Genomic DNA, 18,939 nt, shown 5'->3' on the forward strand with positions numbered 1-18,939 from the left:
CATCGTCAGTAGCCCCGCCGCGGAACGGGCCGGCCCTTGGCCGCCGCGCGGGCCCGGCCCTCCTTGTAGGCGCTGTGGCTCTTCATGAAGTACTCCTTCTCCAGCCTGGGGTCACCCCGGCGCTCCAGGTAGTCGTTCTCCCGCTGGAGCTGCTGGTAACTGTCGAGCCGGCGCCGGTCGAGCGCCCCTGCCTCGACCGCCTCGACCACCGCGCACCCCGGCTCGTCACCGTGTGCGCAGTCCGAGAAACGACAGTCCTGTGCCAGGTCGGTCACATCGGCGAACGTCGCGTCCATGGCGTCGCCCGACAGCCATACCGACAGTGCCCGCAGCCCGGGAGTGTCGATCACCGCCCCGCCACTCGGCAGGGTGACCAGCTCACGCCAGGTGGTGGTGTGCCGGCCCTTGCCGTCGCTCTCGCGGACCGCAGACGTACGCAGCTCACCACCGCCGAGCAGACGATTGACCAGCGTGGTCTTCCCCGCGCCCGACGCACCGAGCAGCGCGACCGTCCGGCCGAGGCCCAGGATGTCGGCGGTCAGGCCGTCGATACCCTCTCCGGTGCGGCTGGAGACGGCGAGTACGGGAACGCCGTACGCGATACGCGAGATCAGCTCGACCGCCTCGCTCAGCGTGCCGGCGTCGGTCACGTCCGTCTTCGTCAGGACGACGGTCGGCTGGGCGCCGCTCTCCCACGACATGGCCAGAAAGCGTTCGAGCCGGGAGATCTGAACGCCCCTGTCCGCCGCGACCACGTTCAGGATCGTGTCCACGTTGACGGCGAGCGCTTGTGGCTCACCTCGGCTGCCGGACGCCCGCCGCACGATGGCGCTGCTCCTCGGCAGGATTGAGTCGAGTACGACGGAGCCGTCGTCGAGGCGCAGGGCAGTGGCCCAGTCGCCCACAGCGGGCGGGCCGCACGGCCCGAAGCGGGCGGTCGGGGTCCCGGCCGCAGTGGCGAGCCGGGCCCGGTCCCGTTCCACTCGTACGACCCGTCCCACCTCCGTCTGCTGTGCGGACCGTCGCTGGTGCCGGGCTGCGGCCAGGTCGTCCATCGTGACGGAGGACGCGCCGAGGCGGCGCAGTGCGCCGGACTCGTCCGCGGTCAGGCTCGGGTTGCTCAAGGTGTTCAGGATGTCGCTCATGCCAACTCCGCTTCCGTGAGGCTGTTGTCGGTCGTGAGGCCCTGGTACGTCCTGGCTCCGCGCGCGAGGAGGACCGCGAGGTTGGCGAGTGCGGTGCAGACGGCCATGCCGATCAGCAGGTTCGGCAGTCCGACCAGGTCCGCCGCCGGTCCCGCCGCGAGCAGTCCCAACGGCATCGGCAGCGTCGAGATGAACGTGTCGAGGGCGTCCACCCGGGCCACGGCGTCCTGGGAGACCTGCGACTGGATCGCTGTGTCCAGCAGCACGGTGCCGAAGACGATGGCGGCGACCGCCAAGCCCGCGGTGACAATAAGCACGACCTCCCCGCCCAGGGCCAACGCCCCCAGCTCCGCCGGGATCAGCAACGCCATCAGCAGGTATCCGGTGACCAGCGGTTGCCTCGGACGCCACCTCGACGCCACCATGCCGCCGAGCAGGCCGCCCGCGGAAGCCGCGGTGCCTACGAGCCCCCAGGTAGTCGCCCCGCCAAGGCGGGCCTCGGTGGCCGCAGGTCCCAGCACGAAGAATGCGGAGGTGCCCACGTTCGTCACCGCGGACGCGAAGAAAGAACTCCACATCCAAGGATGCTTGTTGACGACGGCGACGCCCTCACGGAAGCGAGTGAGCTCCCTTCGGAGGAAGCCGCCCGCATCATGGGCCCGTTCGCCTTCCCCGGCCCCCAGAGCCGTCTCCTGGGCCGCTTCGGTCAGGGGCCTCCCCGCTCGGAAGGCGGACGGACGGGTCCGGCCCAGCAGAGCGAGGAAGACCGCGCTCGCCAGGAACGACGCCGCGTCCAGTGCGTAGGCGACGCCATAGCCCCCCATGGTCGCGAGCAGCCCGGAAAAGGCCGGGCCCAGCATGACGATGAGGTTCTGCGAGATCGCGACGAGCGCGTTGGCCCTCTGCCGGTGCTCCTCGTCGACGGTCTCGGTGACCAGGCCCATGGAAGCGGGGCCGAAGAGCGCCGACGCCGCCCCATACACGGCGGTGCCCGCGGCCAGCGCCCAGATCGTGGCCGCACCGCTGAGCAGAGCGACCGCCAGCACCGCCTGGACGGCGCAGCGCACCAGGTCGGACCAGATCAGCACCCGGACCCGGGCGAAACGGTCGGCGATCTGGCCCGCCACCGGCGCCATGACCAACTTGGAGGCCCACAGTACGGCCAGGACCAGGCCGAGAGCGGTGATCGAGCCGCTGATGTGCAGCACCGCGAAGGCCGTAGCCACGGGCACCATGGCGTCACCGACGGCGGAGATCGTCTGCCCGAGGAAGAAGGACCGGAAGACAGGATTCCGTAGGATGTTCCCGGCACGGTCCCGCGCCCCACTCCCCTCGCGGTCCCGTACCTCACCCCCGTCGCGCTCGCGCGAAGGCGTCGCCCCTGAGGCGGTGTCGATGTCGGTCATGGCGCAACCTCGTTGGGACGTATGGCGCCCAGCTCCAGGGCGATGGACAGGATCTGCTGGGCCGCCTCCGGCCCGCCAGTGACCGCGGCGAGCTCGTGCCGACTGAATCCCTTTCGAGTTCCCAGCAGTTGAAGGGCCTCGGACATCCAGGGAGTATCGGGGAATATGACCTTACGGCCGCGCAGGAACGCAGCGATCTTCCCGTCCCCCTCCGGCCGCCACTCCGGCCGACTTCCGCTCGGCACGGCGAACTCCGTGGCCTCGGGATCGACCGCGCATGGCCGGGCCGGGAGCGAGAGCAGGTACCCGTTGCTCCGCAGAGCACGCCTGCGGTCGGCGGACGCCGCCGGGTCCAGCGGGAAGATGTCGAAGCCAAGCGAGGCGCCGAAGCCCCAGGACCGCAGCAGGTGGTAGGTACCGGCGGGGATGAACACCACGTCACCGTTCCGCATCACATGGTGTGTCGCCCGGTCCATCCACTCGGTCGCCGCCGCCTGGCCGGAGCCGTTCGGCGCAAGGTCGGAGTACCAGACCTCCTTCGGGTTGGGTCCGCAGTGCATCAGGAAGATCGGCTCGTCGTCGGTGTGGACCCCGAACGGAGTGGCGCCGCAATTGCCCAGGACCGCGTACACATCCAAGCCGCCGACAAGGCCCTCAAGACCGGAGAGGCCCGCGGAGTCGGTGAGAGGGCTCACGAACGACTCGTACGCCAGGTCGTGCAGGCGCTCGTTCCATGCCTCCAGGTGGCTCACAGTGACGAAGAAGCGCTCGTGGCCCAGCCAGCGGGCCAGGAAATCCTCCAGGGACGTCGTGGTGAGCAGGTCCGGGCGGTGGATGTCCTCGCGCAGGGCCGGCCTGACCTCACCGTCCGCATAGGGCGTCATCGGCGGGGCGCTGCCCGGGGTCGCGGCGATGGAGTGCAGCGTCTCGAGCAGCAGCGTCGTCCAGTCGTGGCGCGCGAAATCGCCGAACGGGCTCCAGTAGGCCGGCTGTCGAAGTCCTCCGGTCTCTTCCAAGAGCTTCAGGTCGGTCACTCCTTCTCCCCCGTGGACGTAATGATCAGGCTCGCGGCTGACCGCCGCGGCACATGACCGATGTACTCGTAGGTCCAGGAGCGCTCTTCGCTCACCTCGAGCAGGGCCCGCAGCTCGTGCTCGGTGTAGTGCGGGTAGTTGAACAGCTCATCGAAGACCAGGACGGTGCCCGGAACGACGTAAGGGGCGATGCCATTGAGGACCACCAGCGTCGAGCTGTACAGATCGCAGTCTATGTGGGCCAGGGCGATCTGTTCCCCGCGGGCGGCGAAGAAGTGCGGAACGGTCTTCTCGAACATCCCCGGCACCAGGCGCGCGTTACCCCGCAGCACCGTCGGCTCGCCACTGAATGCTCCCACGGACCACGTGAGTTCGGGGCCGACCCGCCACTCCTCGGGCAGTCCGGCGAAGCTGTCGAAGCCGTAGACCAGGCCCGTTGCCTCGCCGCACAGCTGCCACAGCGAGCCGCCGGTGCTGACGCCGAACTCACACCACACGCCCTCTTCCGGGGCCTTGTAGCAGGCGTTGATCAAGTGGTGGTACTGGTCGATGTCGGGGCCGCGCTCCGACTCGTACGCACGGCTGGCCCGGATGCGTGCGTCGGCGGCGTGCGCTAGGTCAAGCGGCATGGTTCCACTCCCTCTCGTCGTGTGTCAGGGCGTCCAGGAGCTTCAGCCAGGCCGTCCGGCCACGCGTCCGCAGATAGCGGCGGGCGAATTCGACGTTGCCGCCGTTCACGAAGTTGCCAGTGACCGCCACCGTGGTGTCGTGGTTGACGACCTGGTGCGCCCAGCCGCTGGGAATGACCAGTAGGTCGCCCGCTTCCTGGGAGCACTCGAACTCCGCATCGTCGCGGCCGGCGACGAGGTCGAGGTACGGCTCGGGCAGCACGCCGGCCCGCACCGAGGCCGCGGGCGAGAGGAACCTCCAGTGCTTCGTCCCGGCTGCGACCGCGTTCCAGGCGCTGCTCATCATCACGTCGACGTGCATTGCGGAGCCGGAGCCGCGCGGTCCCACGTAGATCCACTCCCAGCCGGGCCTGGCCTCGGCAGGCAGCCGCGTGAACCAGCTGCGCAGGGAGTGCGGGAGCCGGGCGGGAAGGAAGGCGCCGGGGTCGGTTTCGGAGGCGACCGTCCAGTCCTTGACGTACCAGGGCGCCTCGGCTGCCTCCCCGTCGGCGGCAGTCCCGCAGTACGTCAGGAACTCCCGCAGCGTGGTGGTCCAGCCCGGCGACGCCTCGCGCCGCGCCTGATCCGCCGCCTCCGGGCTGCTGCGTACCGCAGTCAACTCCCTGTCGCCGTACGCGGCGACGAAGTCGCCGGACGCGCAGGCCTGTACCAGCGGCCAGTCGGAAGCTCCCCCACGGACCAGGACGGGACCGCCGTCGACGCTCCACTCGACCGGTCGGCCACGCTCCACTTCGGTGACGCCCCGCACCTGTGTCGTCGGGCTCATGCCGCCTGCGCCCTTTCGTCGGCGGACCCGCCACAGAGCCGCAGGCCCCGGTGCAACACGGCCAGCTCCAGCAGCCGCTCCGCGACCCGTCCGGTCTCCAGGCCGTCGAGCCGGTCCACGGCCTCCTGGCAGGTGAATGCGGAGCGGCGACCGGCCAGCCACCCGAACCACTCCTCGATCTGCGGGTCGTACCGCATGTCGAGCAGCCGTCCGTGCAGGGCGACGTGGAGCCGGTCCTCGTGCCGTGCGGTGAAGATGGGGAAGTCCTCCCGGACCTCCAGTTCGTCGTCCGGCCGCAGCACGGGCCGGGTCCGGTCTAGTACAGGCTTGTAGATGAGGTACCCGTTGCTGCGTAGGCTCATCAGGTGGGCGGCCGCGTATGAGGCGGTCCTGGCCGCCAGATCGGGGATGGCCTCGAGGGCCGTCAGCACCTGGTGGCGCAGCGCCGGGATCGCCGTCGCCCCGGGCGCGCTCTCGACCGGCGTGCCGGCCTCGTCGCGCAGCAGCAGGCCAACGGCCTCGGAGACGACCGCCCCGAGGGTGGCTGGCATCAAGGACAAGCCAATGAACGCGGAAAAGCCCTTGTTCTCGAAGATGTGGAAGTCGCCGGTCGGGATCAGCAGTGCGTCACCCGGCTTCATGACCAGGCGCTGGGCGTGCTCGGCGATGGCGGCCGGATCGAACCGGCGGTCGTCGCGCTCGGGGTCGAACTCCCGGCCCTCGGCCTCTACCAGGCGGGCGTAGTCCGAGCGACGCCAGATCAGACACTCCTTGTCGGCGGGCCCCAGGTGCAGCAGCAGCGAGGGCTCACGATCGGCGTGCACACCGAAGGGCGTGTGCCCCGCGTTCGCCAGAAAGGCGTAGAAGTCCAGCCCGCCGACAGGCACGCCGAGTTCTTCGAGCAGAGGAGTCACCACACCCGCGGTGAGCACTTGGTGCAGGTCGTCGTCCCAGCTGGGCACGCCGTTGACGGCTAGGCAGAACTCCTTCTCACCCAGGACCTCCGCAAGCCACTGCTCGAACCCGAGCGCGGGGTTCGGGGCGCGGTGCGAGAGCCGCTCCAGCAGGTCGACGCGCTGTCCGTCGCAGGTGAAGACGCGGGCGACAGGACGCTGTGTGGAGGAGGAGAACGCCTCCACCACCCTCCTGAGGCCCGCCGTGAGCCCGGCCACGTCGGTGATCGCGCCCTCGACCAGAGCTGGCTGGGTCAGGCCCGGCGAGGCCAGCAGAAGCTCCTTGGTCCACTCAGTCCGAAACATCAGTTCTTCTCCCTCAACACACCTGCGGTACGGCGTTCATCTGCCACCGAGCAGCAGAGCGCTGGCGCAGCCGGCCAGCGCCATAGCCGCGAGATTGCGCGTCTCCTTGCCGGAGGTCACCTCGACCAGATCCGCGCCGATCACGTCGAACTCCTCGGTGACGGCGTGCAGTACGGAGTCGACCTCACGGAAGGACAGCCCGCCCATGACGGGCCAGGCCACCTCGGGGGCCACAGTGGGGTCCAGCACATCGGCGTCGATGCTGATGTAGACCCGGGAGCCGCGAGGGATGTCCTTGAGGATCTCCGCCACACCCGCGCCCGCGATCACCTCCGCGGCGCTCACAACGCGGGTCTTGCCCACCGTCAGCGGCGGCTCGTCCTCGTTCGCGGTGTGGTCGAACTCGCGGATGCCGATTTGGAGCAGTCGCTCGACACAGTCCAGCGACTCGACGTGCGACATGACGTTGCCATTGGTCAGCCCGGCCTGGTTGCCCTTGCGCGCGGCGTACCTGTCGGTGTGAGCGTCGAAGTGGATCACGCTGAACCGCTGGTGGTGCTCCGCGACGGCCTGGATCACCGGCAGGCTCAACCAGTGCTCGCCGCCCAGGACCAGCGGCCGCCCACCAGCGGCGAGCACTTCCCGCGCGGCGGCCCGCACCTTGTGCTCCACCAGTTCGGCCGTGTCGGTGCGCGGGGCGTGGCAGACGTCCCCGAGGTCGAGCGGCAGTACGTCCGGCAGGTTCACTCCGCGGCCCCGGTTCCAGTCCCAGAGCAGCCGTCCGGCGGTCCCACCGGACGACGAGAAGAGTCCCAGCGCTCCACGTATCGCGGCCGGGCCACCAGCGGGCGAGTGCACGCGCGGGCAGTCGTAGGCAATGGGAACCCCGAACAGGCACCATCGTCCGGCCAGTTCACGGCCGGCCAGCTCGGTCCAGACAGCCGCGGCACCCACCGGGTTCCGGCTCGGCCTGAGCAGACCGGTCCTGACCGTCTCGGCCTCCGTGGCGGGCACCAGAAGCTCGTTGCGCAGCAGAAAGGCGACCAGATCGGCGGCGAGTGCGGGGGAACCGCGCCGCAGCGGCCGGGGCGCGGCGAACCCCTCCCAGATATCCAGCAGTTGAGGCGATGACTCAATCCGGCGGCCGGTGACGAGATCCTCCAGGGCCACGCCGCCCGAGCCCTGGGCCAGTACGAGCCGGGGATTACGGACGTAGAGCCGGTCGGCCAACTGCGGCATCACAGGACCTCTACGGCGCTCAGGCCGACGAGCTCGGTCAGGATGCGCCGTGCTTCCGGTGTGCCGATGCGGGCCTCGACATCGACGGTGTCGCCGCCACTCAGCGCCTGGACCAGCTCCCTGATGTGGGCCCGGTCCGGACAGCTGATCACCGTGCCGCGCGCGAATATCTTGATCGCTCCGGCGTCGCTCTCCTGCAGGATCAAGGGGAACGGGTCGATACGGCGGACCGTCCGGCCGTCGAGGGCGGGAATCGCGATCCGCCTCGGTGTGGCACGGAATCCGCAGTTGCTTCTGATCCTCAGGACGTAGTCCGTGACCGCGTCGGCGACGTCGACAGTCGAGCCCTGGGCCGGGGACGGCTTGATGGTCTCGTTGGCGTCGACCCGCTGGAGCAGCTCGCCGGCCAGCCCGGTCTCCCACTCCTGCACCTTCAGTTCGAAGGCGCGCGAGCGCATCGCCCGGCGGACGAGGCGGTCGGGGGCGTACTGGATCAGGGTGAGCACCATCGAGACGGAGAAACCGTGGTTCTCCGCGACGTGGTAGTACCGCGTGGCGGGCAGGAAGAACATGTCCCCCTGCCGAACGGGATGGTGCTGCCCGTGGGGCGCGATGTCCTCGCTCCGGTAGTACGAGCGGGTCCCGCCCGTCAGCTCCTTGAACTGCTCGGGCTCCCAAAGCGAGATCTGCCGGGGCGCGGAGCCGAAGTTGAAGTGCAGGGCGTCGGCGGCGTCGTCGATGTGCACACCGAACGGTGTGAAGCGCGAGTCGCCGATGAAATAGAGCAGTTCGGCATGGAGCAGACTGCCGGGCAGTCGCTGCTGCATCTCCGACGTCAGCTGTGCCACTGCGGGCGCCACCCGCGGAAACCACTTCTCGACCTTGTTGACGATGACGCTGTATTCCGTGTCGCCGAAAGCGCCGCGACACACGGTCTCGAGCTCCGCCAGAGATCCACCCGGGTCGAGGGAGAGGAATTTTTCGGTGGCGCGCGGCTCGTGGACACCGGCCTTGTAGACGCGGAGGTCGTCCGCCGCGGCATCGCGCTGCGCGGTGTCATGCATCGCATAGAGGGAACCGAGTACAGCGTCCTCCAGAACGGTGCCATGCAGTCCCGGCGTTTCCACAACGGCAGCGGCGCGCAGCCCCTGCGACTGCTCGAACACGTCGCGACCGGTCCGCCCATAGTCGAACGGAACCTGCATTGAAATTCTCCCCATTCTCCTTGCGAGAGATTCCCCTTGCGAGAGATTCTCCTTGCCAGGGCCCTCGAAACGGCCGCCGGCCGGGACCCGTTGGCTCCGGCCGGCAGGAACGCCGCGTGTCAGTGCCCGGTGGTCTGAACCGGACGCGCGACCAGCTCGGTGTCCTCCAGCTCGATGACCTTGATGTCCAGGTTCTCGAGGGAGATCTCCTGCTCGATCTTCTTGTCGCTACCCATGGATATTCCTCCACTTGTCGTTTTCGAATTCCTGACCGTCGATCCTCGCCGCCGGGGCGAACCACATGGTGAACGGCTTTGCCGCCGACGCACCGAAAAGGACCGAGGTGTTCTCTTCCGGCTGGCGCTCGATTCCGACCATACCTAGTGACCCCAGGTCATGTCGGTGAGCTGAGCGACCGGGCCGGACGCCGAATTCGTCGTGGATCCGGCGTCGGTGTCGATGGCGATGGGAGCAGTTCCGAGAATCACTGCGGCAGCCACCACGGATATAGCGGTAAGAGCCTTCTTCACAGTCTTTTTCATGCTGCTGAAACTCATCCCTTGTTGTGTTCCGCTGCGTTTCTCGGAATCCCGATCTCGACAAGAAAGATCTTGTCCAATGTCCAGGGCATACGGAAGGGGATCAGGGTGGACGGTCTATGTCACGACCTGTTCCGTCCAGCGGTGACCCAGTACTGCAGCCGCAGATGCAGGAGGCTGGTCGCGCAGGCAGGCGAGGTGCCCGGACGGCCTTCCTCACGCCTGCCGGGCGGTTCCCCGACCGGCGATGAGTTCGGCTTCGCCACCAAACCGGCCCTGGCCAGGGCGGAGGATATGGACGGGGGACGTGGAGGCCCAGATTCCGCGGAACATGCCGGCGGCGTACCGAATCCCGATCCCTCGGAGATCGCCCTCGGCGTTCGGTGCGGCGGCGTTGGCCATCGCGCCGAACGCGGGGTTAAAGATCGATGCCACGGGGGACGGCCCGTGCCCGGCGATCGTGTACCGGGCCACCCGACGTCGAGGATCAGCGAGGGACCGGCAGCCAGTCCGCGAACCGCTCGGGCCGGTCGGCCCTCTTCGCCAACTTGGCCCGCGGCGAGTCCGGTGACATAACGACTCCGCTCGTGCCCGGCCACGAGATCGTCGGAATGGTCACTCGGGTCCGCTCTGCGGTCACCCCGCACGCTGTCGGCGACCGCGTGGGCGCAGACTGCATGGCCGACTCCTGCCGCGAGTGCGCCGACTGTCTAAAGGGCGAAGAGCAGTACTGCCTGAAGGGCCACACCCTGGCGCTCGGCAGTGTGGGCAAGAACGGACAGACCACTCAGGGCGGCTACTCCACCCACGTGGGGGTGACCGAGGACTTCGTCCTGCGCATCCCCGACGGCCTCCCCCTCGACACCGCCGCACCCCTGCTGTGCGCGGGCATCACGACGCACTCGCCGTTGCGGCACTGGGGTGCGGCCCCCGGCAAGAAGGTCGCCGTGGTGGGACTCGGCGGCCTGGGCCACCTGGCCGTCAAGCTCGCCAAGGCGATGGCGCTGAGGTTACCGTCCAGTCGCAGTCGCTGAAGAAGCAGGACGACGGCCTGCGCCTGGGCGCCGACCACGACTACGCCACCGGCGACCCGACGACCTCGACGACAGCTTCGACATCATCCTCAACACCATCAGCGCCAAGATCGACGTCGACGCCTACTGTCGCTACTGGCCCTCGACGGAGCGCTGATCAGCCTCGGCGCCCCCGGCGAACCGCTCCCGGTCAACGTGCCCTCCCTGTTCGCCAACCGGCGCTCCTTTTATGCCGACTCGCTCTTCGGCGGCATCCGCGAAACCCAGGAGATGCTCGACTTCTGTGCGGAGCACAGAAGTCGGCGCCGACGTCGAGGTCATCCCGGCAGAGAAGATCAACGAGGCGTTCGACCGAGTCCTCGCCTACGACGTGCGCCACCGGTTCGTGGTCGGCACCTCCACGCTGGCCTGAGGGCCCGACGCCATGGCCGCCGCGCCGCTGATCCCTCCCCGTGTGCTCCTGCAACGGCGGCCGTCCGGCCACCCCGCCCGCTTCTCGGGCTCGGTAGCTCGTCAGCCGCAGAGAGGGGCACCGGGCACCCCGCTCCGCCGAGCCGACGGCGTGCCCATAGCGTGCCCTTAAGTCCGGTCAACCGCGGTCAACAGGGGTGCGATCGCGCGCTCCGGGGTGCCCACCTCGGAGCGCATACGCCCAGGTCAGACACCATCTGCCCCTGCAAGCGCCGTCGCTTCCCAAGCTGAGAGCGCGAGTTCGATTCTCGTCACCCGCTCCATGTGAAACCCCATGTCAGCGGCCTGGGGTTTGTTTATTATCTAGTCCAATTTGGGGGTTTCATGCCCTCCGCGCGCCCTAAGTTGAAGCGAAGTACCCCCTGGAGGGATTGCGGGCGGGTAATCGATCTTCACGGCGACCCTTCGCCTCAAGTCGTGAGACGCATTTTGGGCGACCTGCGTCACTCGCTTGCCTGTGCTAGGTGATGTCGCCAGTGCAAAGCTGCAGTTGGGTAGGGCTTTCGTTTGGGCGTGCCGAGCCGGCGGTCTGCGTCAGGCGGGAAGCAGTTCCAGGATGCGGGTGACTCGCCCCCAGCCAGCCACCAGCGTCGCAGCAAGAACCGCCGCTCCCAGGGTCAACCACGGACGCAGGTCCCCCACCCCCATCGAGGGCAGCACATGCGCGGCGCCCGCGGCCGCCGCCATGGCCGCGATGATCGTCATGGCGACATGGGCCGACTCAAGCCAGGTGTTCCGCAGCCGCGACACGGGCCGGATGTCCTGGAGCAGCTCGGCGGGCAGGAGCGCCGCCTGCCGTCCGCACAAATGACTCTCCGCGATGATGAGCTGCAGCCGAGCCAGCTCGGTCAGTGCCAGTTCCGGGTCGACGTCCACCTGATGCAGCGCCGCACGCTGGGCCCGGCGACCAGCGCGGCGTGTCGCTTGATCAGCCGGAGCCTGGAGGAGCGTCGCGGAACAGAACCCGCGATGCTGTGCACTTTGAACAGGCGCTTCTCCACCTGTCGACAGCTTTGGTCCAGATGCCGCAGGGCTTTAAACCGCCCACGGCCACGAGCCGCCGTGCGGGCCTTACCACCGGCTACAACCGCGTCGATCACTGCCAGCACTAGCTAGGCGCTGCGCGGACGGCAGCCCGTCGTGGTCTTCTTCGCCGCGGTCTTCGAGCTACTTGTCACTTCGTGGCAGCTTCGGGAGTAGAAAGCCTGGACGTCTACCCTCGGGGGGCGGACCGGTGACCGGCGCGACGGCGCCCGGTACGGTCCTCGCGAAGGCCACGGTGCCAGCCGATGACGTCATTGACGCCGAAGTCGTGGAGGACCGAGCCCGCGAACAAGGGGAACCCGGCAAACCGGGTTCCCCGTAACCAGGCCCTGCTCAGCTCAATGGCGTTGAGCGACGCGGGGGCGGAACCGCCCGCAGCAGCTCCCATAACGGCCGCGAGCCCGCCGCCCACACGCCCAGCGTCTGACGGTCGACCACGTGCAGCCGCTGCTGCTTGGCGAACGTGACCGCCGGCGCGGTCACCCGTCCATTCGTCACGATCACAGCGACATCCGCCCCGTGCACCTGCCGGGCCGTCCCGTTGAGCACCTGCAGGTCCGGCGTGCCCACCGCAGAGCCCCGGGCCCCGTTGCGGCGGTGCTTGCATTGGATCACCCAGCGCCGCCCGTACGGATCGGTCGCCTTCACGTCCGCACCCAGGTCCCCTCCGCCGCCGACCCTCTGAGCGTCCCGGCAGCCGTCCCGGCGCATCAGATCCCGTATCGCGTCCTCGAACCGGGAATGGTGCAGCGCGTCCAGCTGCGGCAGCCCATAGCGCAGCCCCTGCGCCCGTACCGCCTCCCAATGAGCCCGCTGCCGAAGGCTGTACAGCCAGCCCCCACCGGCCAGCACGGCGAGCACCAGGACCAGAACGAGCACCCACCAGTGAGCCAGCAGCCAGTGGACCACCGCCGCCACCACCGCGATCACCACGGCCGCCGCCAGAAGAAAACCGATCAGCTCGGAATCCCTCTGCCGACGACGACCGGGCCGCCCCGTGCGCCGCCGTGCCGGCGGCCGCCGACTCACCGGGCCCCCTGCTGAGACAGGAACCGGATCGGGTAAGACACCGCCGACGTCGGCTGCGGCCCCCGCTTCCACGTCGGGGTCGTGTCGAACCGGATCGGGTAGTGGACCGTCGATCGCGGGCCCGGCACCGTCTTGCCTCCCGCCCCGTCCGCAGATGCGTGACCGTTGCCGAACCCGACCACGGCTAACGCGAACAGAGCGAAGATCGTTAATTCCCGTCTCGCGCCCGGAGCCCACCGCGAATGCCCGCGAACCGGTGTCCCGTCAGAGCGCACGTACGGCCGTACCCAAGGCATGGATGCCTCCCCCTCGTAGCACCATCGCTGCAACCAGCCATGCTGACAGGAGGCACTGACATTGATGCTGATACTCAGGTTCCGGTGGTCGTGACTCGGGCACTGACTGACGCCCTGCTGGGCTGTCCTGCTGTTGTTCTGTCCGGCCGCCGGACCTCGGCCCGCTGCGCCTGCGAGTCGGATCCCGCGTGATTGGTACGGCTCCCGCGCGATGACACCTTTCGCCTCCAGCTCGGCCAGCTGGCAGTGCACGGACGACCGGCTCGCCGGCAACCCGACAACGCATTACGCACCCAGGGGTTCACCGGCCGGGCTCCCCCAGCTCCGGCGCACTCGTTCGTCCCCGCCCGGGTCGATCGGCGGGCGGTGCCTCGGAGGCAGAGCAGGTGAGCGACTCCAGGGAGACGAACTCGTACACGGGCGGACCGGCGCGCGCGAGAGGCCCGGCCGCGCGCCGACTCTTTCTATGCGTACGAGGTCGACGGGTCTTGAGGGTGTGGTCAGGCCGTCGCGGTGATGGGTTCGGGGCACTCGCCGGCGCGGGTGACCCAGATGTCGAGCGGGGTGATCAGCGAGGACAGGGCTGAGGTCAGGTCGTACAGCGCTTGGTGCGGGTTGGCTGCCTGGGCGACGTCGGGGCGCACGGCCAGGCGGGAGCCAGTTTGCTGATCTCGGCAGTGAGTTCCTCCGGGGTCTGGCTCACGACATGGGTTCTTTCCTGGCCCGGGCGGGCCGTCTGGTTTCCGCGTGGTCGGCGTCGGTGTCAGTCGCCGGTGAGGGTGCGCGTCGGTACAGCGGTGACCAGCCGGACCCAGCGCGCCGCCAGGTCCGCCGCTGCCCCGTCCCGAGTCGTGCAGCGTCGGCCGGTGCTGCCGCCAAGGCGTCCGGTCCAGCCGTTGCGCCCGGAGCGGGAGGCGCCGCCGTAGGTCGGCTCCACATACCCGAGGACCGTGTCGCCGCTGCGCAGGATCCACCTGTGGTTGTCGCGGTGTTCGGGATGGCGGACCAGCTCGGCGGCGTCGATGACGGCACGTGCCTTCTTCATTGCGAGCTTCTGCGGGTGCGGTTCGATGCCCCGGGGGGCGGATGCGGCCGCCACAGGATCATCACGTGACGTTTTAGCGGTGTGCGCCTCCGGTGAGGCGTCCGGGGCCCTCCGCGCAACATCGTTCCGGGCCGTCTCCGTTGCGGTGGCGGCGGTTGTGTTCGGGCGGGCGGCCATGTCGACCACGGCCTCGGTCGGGGCAACACGGCTGCTGGGCGTGCCCTGCCCAGCTTCCGCAGCGGGCATGGCCGGACGCGCACGGGCCGAGCCTGTATCGTCACGTGACGTTTCCGTGCCGGATCGCACGGTTGCGGCCGGCACGGGCACGGCGCGGCGGGCACGGGCCGCGAGGACGACCGGGATGCGGGCGAGTAGATCCAGGTCGGCATCCTCAGGACCCCGTCCGGCGGTCAGGGCCCCGGCCAGTCGCCGGGCAGCGAGTGCGAGCCGGTCGGCCAGCTCCAGCGAGGGGACGTCGGCGTATCGGGCCAACAGACCCGGGTCGTCGGCGGCGGCAGCACGGTGCGCGCTGTGCTGCCGCTGGCGGGCGCGGTAGGCCTTGCCCTGGCAGGCGCGTGAGCAGTAGCGGCGGGGGCGCGGTCCGCGCGGGGCGGGCAGGTCCGCGCCGCACACCGGGCACGTCGCCATGGGGTCCCCTCTCTTATCGTCACGTGACGTTTCAGCAGAGTAGCGGACGGCGGCGCCTATCATCACGTGACGGTAAGGGGCGCCATCCCGGCTTTCAGGACTCGCGCAGGCCGCCCCCCGGAACGACGCCCTGGACAGTCCTCTCCCTGCGCCCGCAGCAGGTGGAGGGTGGGGCGGCGCGGGGCATTCCGACGAGCCACCGTTCTAACACCGCCCGCCCTCACAGTTGAGGCCGACCGCATGATGCGGTTCGGCTGTCGTACTACAGGCCGATGCCGTACAGCGGGTTGGTCTCGTCCCACATGCCAGCCTGCTCGAAGTAGCTGGCGAGGGACTTCGAGCCGTCGACCCAGCCGCCGTGGCGGGCGGTCTCGATGAGGTCTTTGCCAGCCTGTTTGGCGGCGGTGGCGAAGCCGCGGCGCAGGCTGTGCCCGCTCCAGCGGGGCGGGAGGTCGGGCAACAACTCGGTGGGGGCGGCCAGGCCGGCACGGGTGGCGGCCCGGGTGACGGCGTCGCCGATGCCCTCGCCGGTGATCCGGCCGGTGGGGTCGCCGATCGGCTGGCCGTTGCGGTGCATGGGGTGGGCGATGCGGCCGTGCCGGTCGATGCGCACGAACAGGGGGCCGGCCGCCTGGTGCCCGTGGTCGGCCAGGCACTGGCGCCAGGCGCGGAGGCCGCGGACGGGGCAGGTGGCGGGGTTGGATCCATAGGGCACTCCGAGGGGGCCTTCGTGGTTGACCTTGGGTCGCCAGATCTGGACGGCGAGGCCTTCCTCGACCTCCTCGAGGTCCGTCCAGTCCAGCAGGCGCAGTTCGGAGCGGCGGGCGGCAAGGGCGAAGCCCAGCAGCAGGGCGGCGACGTCGCGGCGGCCGATCGCGGTGGTGGTGTCGGTGGCGGTGACCATCTTCCGCAGGACGGGCGGGGTGGCGGCGGCGGCCCGGCGGGGCCGGCGGCGGGGCTCCTTGCTCTTCTTGCGTTCGGCCTCGTGGCCCTTGAGTACCCGGCGGGCGCCGACGGTGGACGGCTTGGCCAGTCCGGCGGCCGCGTGCGCGACGGCGATGGAGGCCAGGGCGCGGTCCATGGTGGCGGGGCTCTTGTCCTCGCACTTGAGGTGGGTCATGTACTCGGTGAGGGTGTCGCCGGTCGTGGGCAAGGCCTGGCGGCCGGTGTCCGCGCACCAGGCGGTGAAGCGGGTCCAGTCGCCGGCGTATCCGCGGCGGGTCTCGGCGGGGATGCCCGCCTCGACGGCGGCGCGGGCCTCCGCGGACAGTCCGTCGGTCCGGCTCGCCGGGATGCGGGCGGGGACGTCGGTCTGGGTGACGGCGGGCGTGGTGTCCACGGGCGGCTCCCCGGTGCGGCTTTGGCTCTTGTTAAGGCAACTTACCGGGAGTCAGACAGGTTGACCGCAAAGCCATGCAGTCCTGACTGCTGTCTTTCGAAACGCCCCGCATCGAGCCCTGGTTCCCGAACCGCCAGCGCGCTCAAAAGTATGATCATTCTGGACCTGACGGAACATCACGCACCTTACTGAGCAGTACTGTTGCTGTTCAGACGGTTCTCTGCGCGTAGACCCCGGATGTGGTGATCGAGCCGGAATACGGGCCCTTCACAGACCGGTACGATGGTGCGCACTCCTTCCCGTCAAGGTGCCGGTCGACTCCGATCGGGTCGACCGAACCCGGGAAAGGGGGACGACCATGTCGGTGGACGACTCGCCCCGCGGCGAGAACGCACCCGACAAGAAGGCGTACTGCCGGCGGCTCGCCGGACTGGCGCTCAAGGCGGCTATCGCAGCCGCGTTGAAAGTCCTGTTCGAGAAGCTCTGGCAGTAACGAAAACGGCCCCGGCTGGTGACACAGCCGAGACCGCCTTCGGTCGGACTACAAGGTGCCGTGTGCTCTGACCTACGCGTGGGACGGGCATACGGCATCTTGCTTTTTTCAAGTCGGCAGGAGAGGCCGGAGCCACACCCCTGTGATGGTCGCCACAGTGTTGCGGACGTGAGTCCACGGGAGCGACGGTCACAAGCATGCGGACTGAGGCGCCCCATGCCAACCATGTATTGCACCTAAACGGTACCCAAACCCTGGCCTGCCGTACACTTCGCCCTGGATATCACGCGTGTTGCGTAACTTCAATTGACACTGAACAGTACCCGATCGGGCAGGCTGCAGGGGGCAGCGATGACACGAGGTGTCGCAAGATTCGATGGTGAGGCACTGCGTGCCGCACGGCGCTCTGCACCGTGCCCGGACCATCCGCACACGCTCACCGCCTCGTGCCTCGCCCGCCAGATCGGCACCTCGAAGGCGCTCGTCCTGAGCTACGAAAACGGCCGGAGCAGCCCGTCTCCTCAGAGACTGGCAGACCTTGCACGAGCCGTCGGAGTGGACGCCAGCACGCTGCAGTCGGACCCGATCGAGCTGTCGGATCTCCGCACAGCCCGTGGGCTGACGATCGCAAAACTCGCGGACCAACTGGGCCTGGCCGTAAACACCTACCGCCAGATCGAGACGCGTGGAGTACTGCCCAGGCGCCGGCCAGGAGTCTTCTGGGACCTGACACGAGCACTCGGTGTGAGCGCAACAGATCTTCACTGGGCGATCCGCCAGATCCCTGCAGTGCGTCTACGACGGGACCGCGCAGACGTCCTGCTCAAGCGCGTACTCAACAGTGCTCTGCACCCCGGGCCGTTCCAGCCTCTGCAGGACACGTCCAGGCCCGCTAGCGAACTGGCTGTGGTGTACGGAGTCGACCCATCGGCCGTGAGCAAGGTGGTCAACCTATTGCTCATGAGCCTGCGCCAGCTGGCCCTGCAACAGGCACAGCTGATCGCCAGCCGTGATTTCGCGGCTCACTCAAAGTCGACGCAGGCGTACGTGGACGAGCTCGACCGCATCGCAATACGGGTCAAGGATGAACTCGCGAGCGTCCCTGAGATCCTTGAGCGGTACCTGGTCAACCCCATGCCGCAGTCCTGCTGGCATAGCCTCGCCAAGCTTTATGTCGCCGGCCCGCCCGGCCTACACCCATCCACCCTGTCCGAGGAGGTCATCACCGCGCTGGCAAAGCCGTTCCACGGCTACCTGCTCGACGACACCCTTTCCGGCATTGGTCTCTCAACTCCCGGGGTGCTGTTCTTCCTGGACACGCTGCCGTACTACCGGGTCATCTACGCACCCCCCGAGCGCGTCATACGTCCCGATCCGCAGTTCTACGGCTGGCCGTCCTTTCGCGCGAGGCTCGCGCCCCGCCGTCACCGGCTTCGCACCGCCCACGTCCTGGGTCATGACCCACACCCGCACTGGGAGGGCGGCTCGTGGATGACGATTCGCCCCGCCCGTCCACCCGGTGCCGCGACCCGCGATGCCGTGTATGCGGCTGCCCTCGCCGGGTCCCACCCCGACGAGCCGCTGCTCTGACGTCGTTACGAGCTGGAGCAGTCGGTGAAGAAAGCCATGCGGCACACCGAGGAGGATCCGGCCGAGTAGCCCGTCATCGCTCGCAGACCCGCGGCAGTGACTCCGTTCAACAACCGACCCTTCTGGCCCCCCGTCGAGCCCACTCGGGGGTCGAGGCCCCACGTGTCACGTCGGGGCTCAGCAGGAGAGCCCATTCTGCAACTGCACAACGACCATCACCACGCCGGTGATTGCCACCCCCAGGACCACCACAACAGTCACGCACGGGTGCATCGTCCCGTCGGCATCCCATTGGGACGGACGGAAGAGAACGCTCAGGCCGATGAGCGCGAGCACCAGGCCAACTACAAGAAGCGTGACATGGCCTGTGCAGCCGAGCGTGAGCTGCATCGCGCTGGGCAATCTCTGCATATTCGCCACCGTAAGCAGGAACGGCCACTGCTTTCGGCCGCCGTGCGGCGGCGCCGACGACGTCGCCTGCATGGGCGCCCTCCACACGTGTCCGGGCTTGGAGCGGGGCCGCTGATCACGTCGGAGACCGCGAGGAGCGCCAGCTGTGGCTGGCGCCCCTGCGGCGCTGGAGTCCGGGTATGGGGAGCTTATCCGGGATCCAGACACCGGTCCGCTGCGAGCCCTGCGGACGTCGTCTCGCGCCCTCCCCACGGCAG

17 protein-coding genes and 2 pseudogenes are annotated in these 18,939 nt (G+C 68.9%); 4 read left to right on the forward strand and 15 right to left on the reverse strand.

The features are described 5' to 3' along the window. Positions 1-5 precede the first annotated feature (5 nt). The 9 genes from rsgA to ACIPSA_RS47350 form a co-directional block, all read right to left on the reverse strand. Positions 6-1,145: a ribosome small subunit-dependent GTPase A gene (gene rsgA, locus ACIPSA_RS47310; protein ID WP_402647456.1), complete on the reverse strand. Its 1,140-nt coding sequence runs from the start codon at positions 1,143-1,145 to the stop codon at positions 6-8. Next, positions 1,142-2,551 carry an MFS transporter gene (locus ACIPSA_RS47315; RefSeq protein WP_402647458.1) on the reverse strand — a complete coding sequence of 470 codons (1,410 nt, stop codon included), beginning with the start codon at positions 2,549-2,551 and terminating at the stop codon, positions 1,142-1,144. Before ACIPSA_RS47315 ends, rsgA begins: the two co-directional genes overlap by 4 nt. Further along, the gene (locus ACIPSA_RS47320) at positions 2,548-3,585 is read right to left on the reverse strand and encodes a hypothetical protein (protein ID WP_402647461.1); all 1,038 of its coding nucleotides are present in this window, start codon (positions 3,583-3,585) and stop codon (positions 2,548-2,550) included. The genes ACIPSA_RS47315 and ACIPSA_RS47320 overlap by 4 nt, the downstream gene beginning before the upstream one ends. After that, entirely contained in the window at positions 3,582-4,214 is a 633-nt protein-coding gene (locus ACIPSA_RS47325) for a TylF/MycF/NovP-related O-methyltransferase (protein WP_402647463.1), read from the reverse strand. The genes ACIPSA_RS47320 and ACIPSA_RS47325 overlap by 4 nt, the downstream gene beginning before the upstream one ends. Beyond that, the gene (locus tag ACIPSA_RS47330; RefSeq protein WP_402647466.1) at positions 4,204-5,040 is read right to left on the reverse strand and encodes a cupin-like domain-containing protein; all 837 of its coding nucleotides are present in this window, start codon (positions 5,038-5,040) and stop codon (positions 4,204-4,206) included. Before ACIPSA_RS47330 ends, ACIPSA_RS47325 begins: the two co-directional genes overlap by 11 nt. Beyond that, positions 5,037-6,299: a hypothetical protein gene (locus ACIPSA_RS47335; protein WP_402647468.1), complete on the reverse strand. Its 1,263-nt coding sequence runs from the start codon at positions 6,297-6,299 to the stop codon at positions 5,037-5,039. The genes ACIPSA_RS47330 and ACIPSA_RS47335 overlap by 4 nt, the downstream gene beginning before the upstream one ends. 36 nt (positions 6,300-6,335) lie before the next feature. Further along, positions 6,336-7,538 (reverse strand): arginase family protein, encoded by a 1,203-nt coding sequence (locus tag ACIPSA_RS47340; RefSeq protein WP_402647471.1) that lies wholly within the window; start codon positions 7,536-7,538, stop codon positions 6,336-6,338. Beyond that, the gene (locus ACIPSA_RS47345; protein ID WP_402647473.1) at positions 7,538-8,743 is read right to left on the reverse strand and encodes a hypothetical protein; all 1,206 of its coding nucleotides are present in this window, start codon (positions 8,741-8,743) and stop codon (positions 7,538-7,540) included. The genes ACIPSA_RS47340 and ACIPSA_RS47345 overlap by 1 nt, the downstream gene beginning before the upstream one ends. 380 nt (positions 8,744-9,123) lie before the next feature. After that, on the reverse strand, positions 9,124-9,285 hold the full coding sequence (locus ACIPSA_RS47350) for a hypothetical protein (RefSeq protein WP_402647476.1): 162 nt from the start codon (positions 9,283-9,285) through the stop codon (positions 9,124-9,126). 551 nt (positions 9,286-9,836) lie between these two features. Between ACIPSA_RS47350 and ACIPSA_RS47355 the strand changes: the two are divergent. Next, positions 9,837-10,728 (forward strand): annotated as a pseudogene (locus ACIPSA_RS47355) (NAD(P)-dependent alcohol dehydrogenase); the annotation flags it as partial. A gap of 593 nt (positions 10,729-11,321) precedes the next feature. Here ACIPSA_RS47355 and ACIPSA_RS47360 read toward each other — a convergent pair. The 5 genes from ACIPSA_RS47360 to ACIPSA_RS47380 all read right to left on the reverse strand — a co-directional run bounded on the left by ACIPSA_RS47360 (position 11,322) and on the right by ACIPSA_RS47380 (position 16,188). After that, on the reverse strand, positions 11,322-11,663 hold the full coding sequence (locus ACIPSA_RS47360) for a hypothetical protein (RefSeq protein WP_402647479.1): 342 nt from the start codon (positions 11,661-11,663) through the stop codon (positions 11,322-11,324). Positions 11,664-12,164: 501 nt separating this feature from the next. After that, positions 12,165-12,860 (reverse strand): restriction endonuclease, encoded by a 696-nt coding sequence (locus ACIPSA_RS47365; RefSeq protein ID WP_402647482.1) that lies wholly within the window; start codon positions 12,858-12,860, stop codon positions 12,165-12,167. 796 nt (positions 12,861-13,656) lie between these two features. Next, positions 13,657-13,800: a hypothetical protein gene (locus ACIPSA_RS47370; RefSeq protein ID WP_402647485.1), complete on the reverse strand. Its 144-nt coding sequence runs from the start codon at positions 13,798-13,800 to the stop codon at positions 13,657-13,659. A gap of 119 nt (positions 13,801-13,919) precedes the next feature. Then, the gene (locus ACIPSA_RS47375; protein WP_402647488.1) at positions 13,920-14,849 is read right to left on the reverse strand and encodes a hypothetical protein; all 930 of its coding nucleotides are present in this window, start codon (positions 14,847-14,849) and stop codon (positions 13,920-13,922) included. 262 nt (positions 14,850-15,111) lie between these two features. Then, positions 15,112-16,188, reverse strand: a complete 1,077-nt coding sequence (locus tag ACIPSA_RS47380; protein WP_402647491.1) for a tyrosine-type recombinase/integrase — start codon at positions 16,186-16,188, stop codon at positions 15,112-15,114. A gap of 358 nt (positions 16,189-16,546) precedes the next feature. Here ACIPSA_RS47380 and ACIPSA_RS47385 point away from each other — a divergent pair, with 358 nt between their 5' ends. The 3 genes and pseudogenes from ACIPSA_RS47385 to ACIPSA_RS47395 all read left to right on the forward strand — a co-directional run bounded on the left by ACIPSA_RS47385 (position 16,547) and on the right by ACIPSA_RS47395 (position 18,271). Continuing rightward, on the forward strand, positions 16,547-16,681 hold the full coding sequence (locus ACIPSA_RS47385; protein WP_402647493.1) for a hypothetical protein: 135 nt from the start codon (positions 16,547-16,549) through the stop codon (positions 16,679-16,681). Between the two features lie 351 nt (positions 16,682-17,032). Continuing rightward, positions 17,033-17,431 (forward strand): annotated as a pseudogene (locus ACIPSA_RS47390) (helix-turn-helix domain-containing protein); the annotation flags it as partial. Positions 17,432-17,614: 183 nt separating this feature from the next. Continuing rightward, positions 17,615-18,271 (forward strand): hypothetical protein, encoded by a 657-nt coding sequence (locus ACIPSA_RS47395; RefSeq protein ID WP_402647579.1) that lies wholly within the window; start codon positions 17,615-17,617, stop codon positions 18,269-18,271. A gap of 177 nt (positions 18,272-18,448) precedes the next feature. On the opposite strand, the gene ACIPSA_RS47400 is transcribed toward ACIPSA_RS47395, so the two are convergent. Continuing rightward, positions 18,449-18,754: a hypothetical protein gene (locus ACIPSA_RS47400; protein WP_402647496.1), complete on the reverse strand. Its 306-nt coding sequence runs from the start codon at positions 18,752-18,754 to the stop codon at positions 18,449-18,451. Between the last annotated feature and the right edge of the window lie 185 nt (positions 18,755-18,939).

The sequence above is a fragment of the Streptomyces sp. NPDC086549 genome (assembly GCF_044746205.1).
GTDB lineage: Bacteria > Actinomycetota > Actinomycetes > Streptomycetales > Streptomycetaceae > Streptomyces.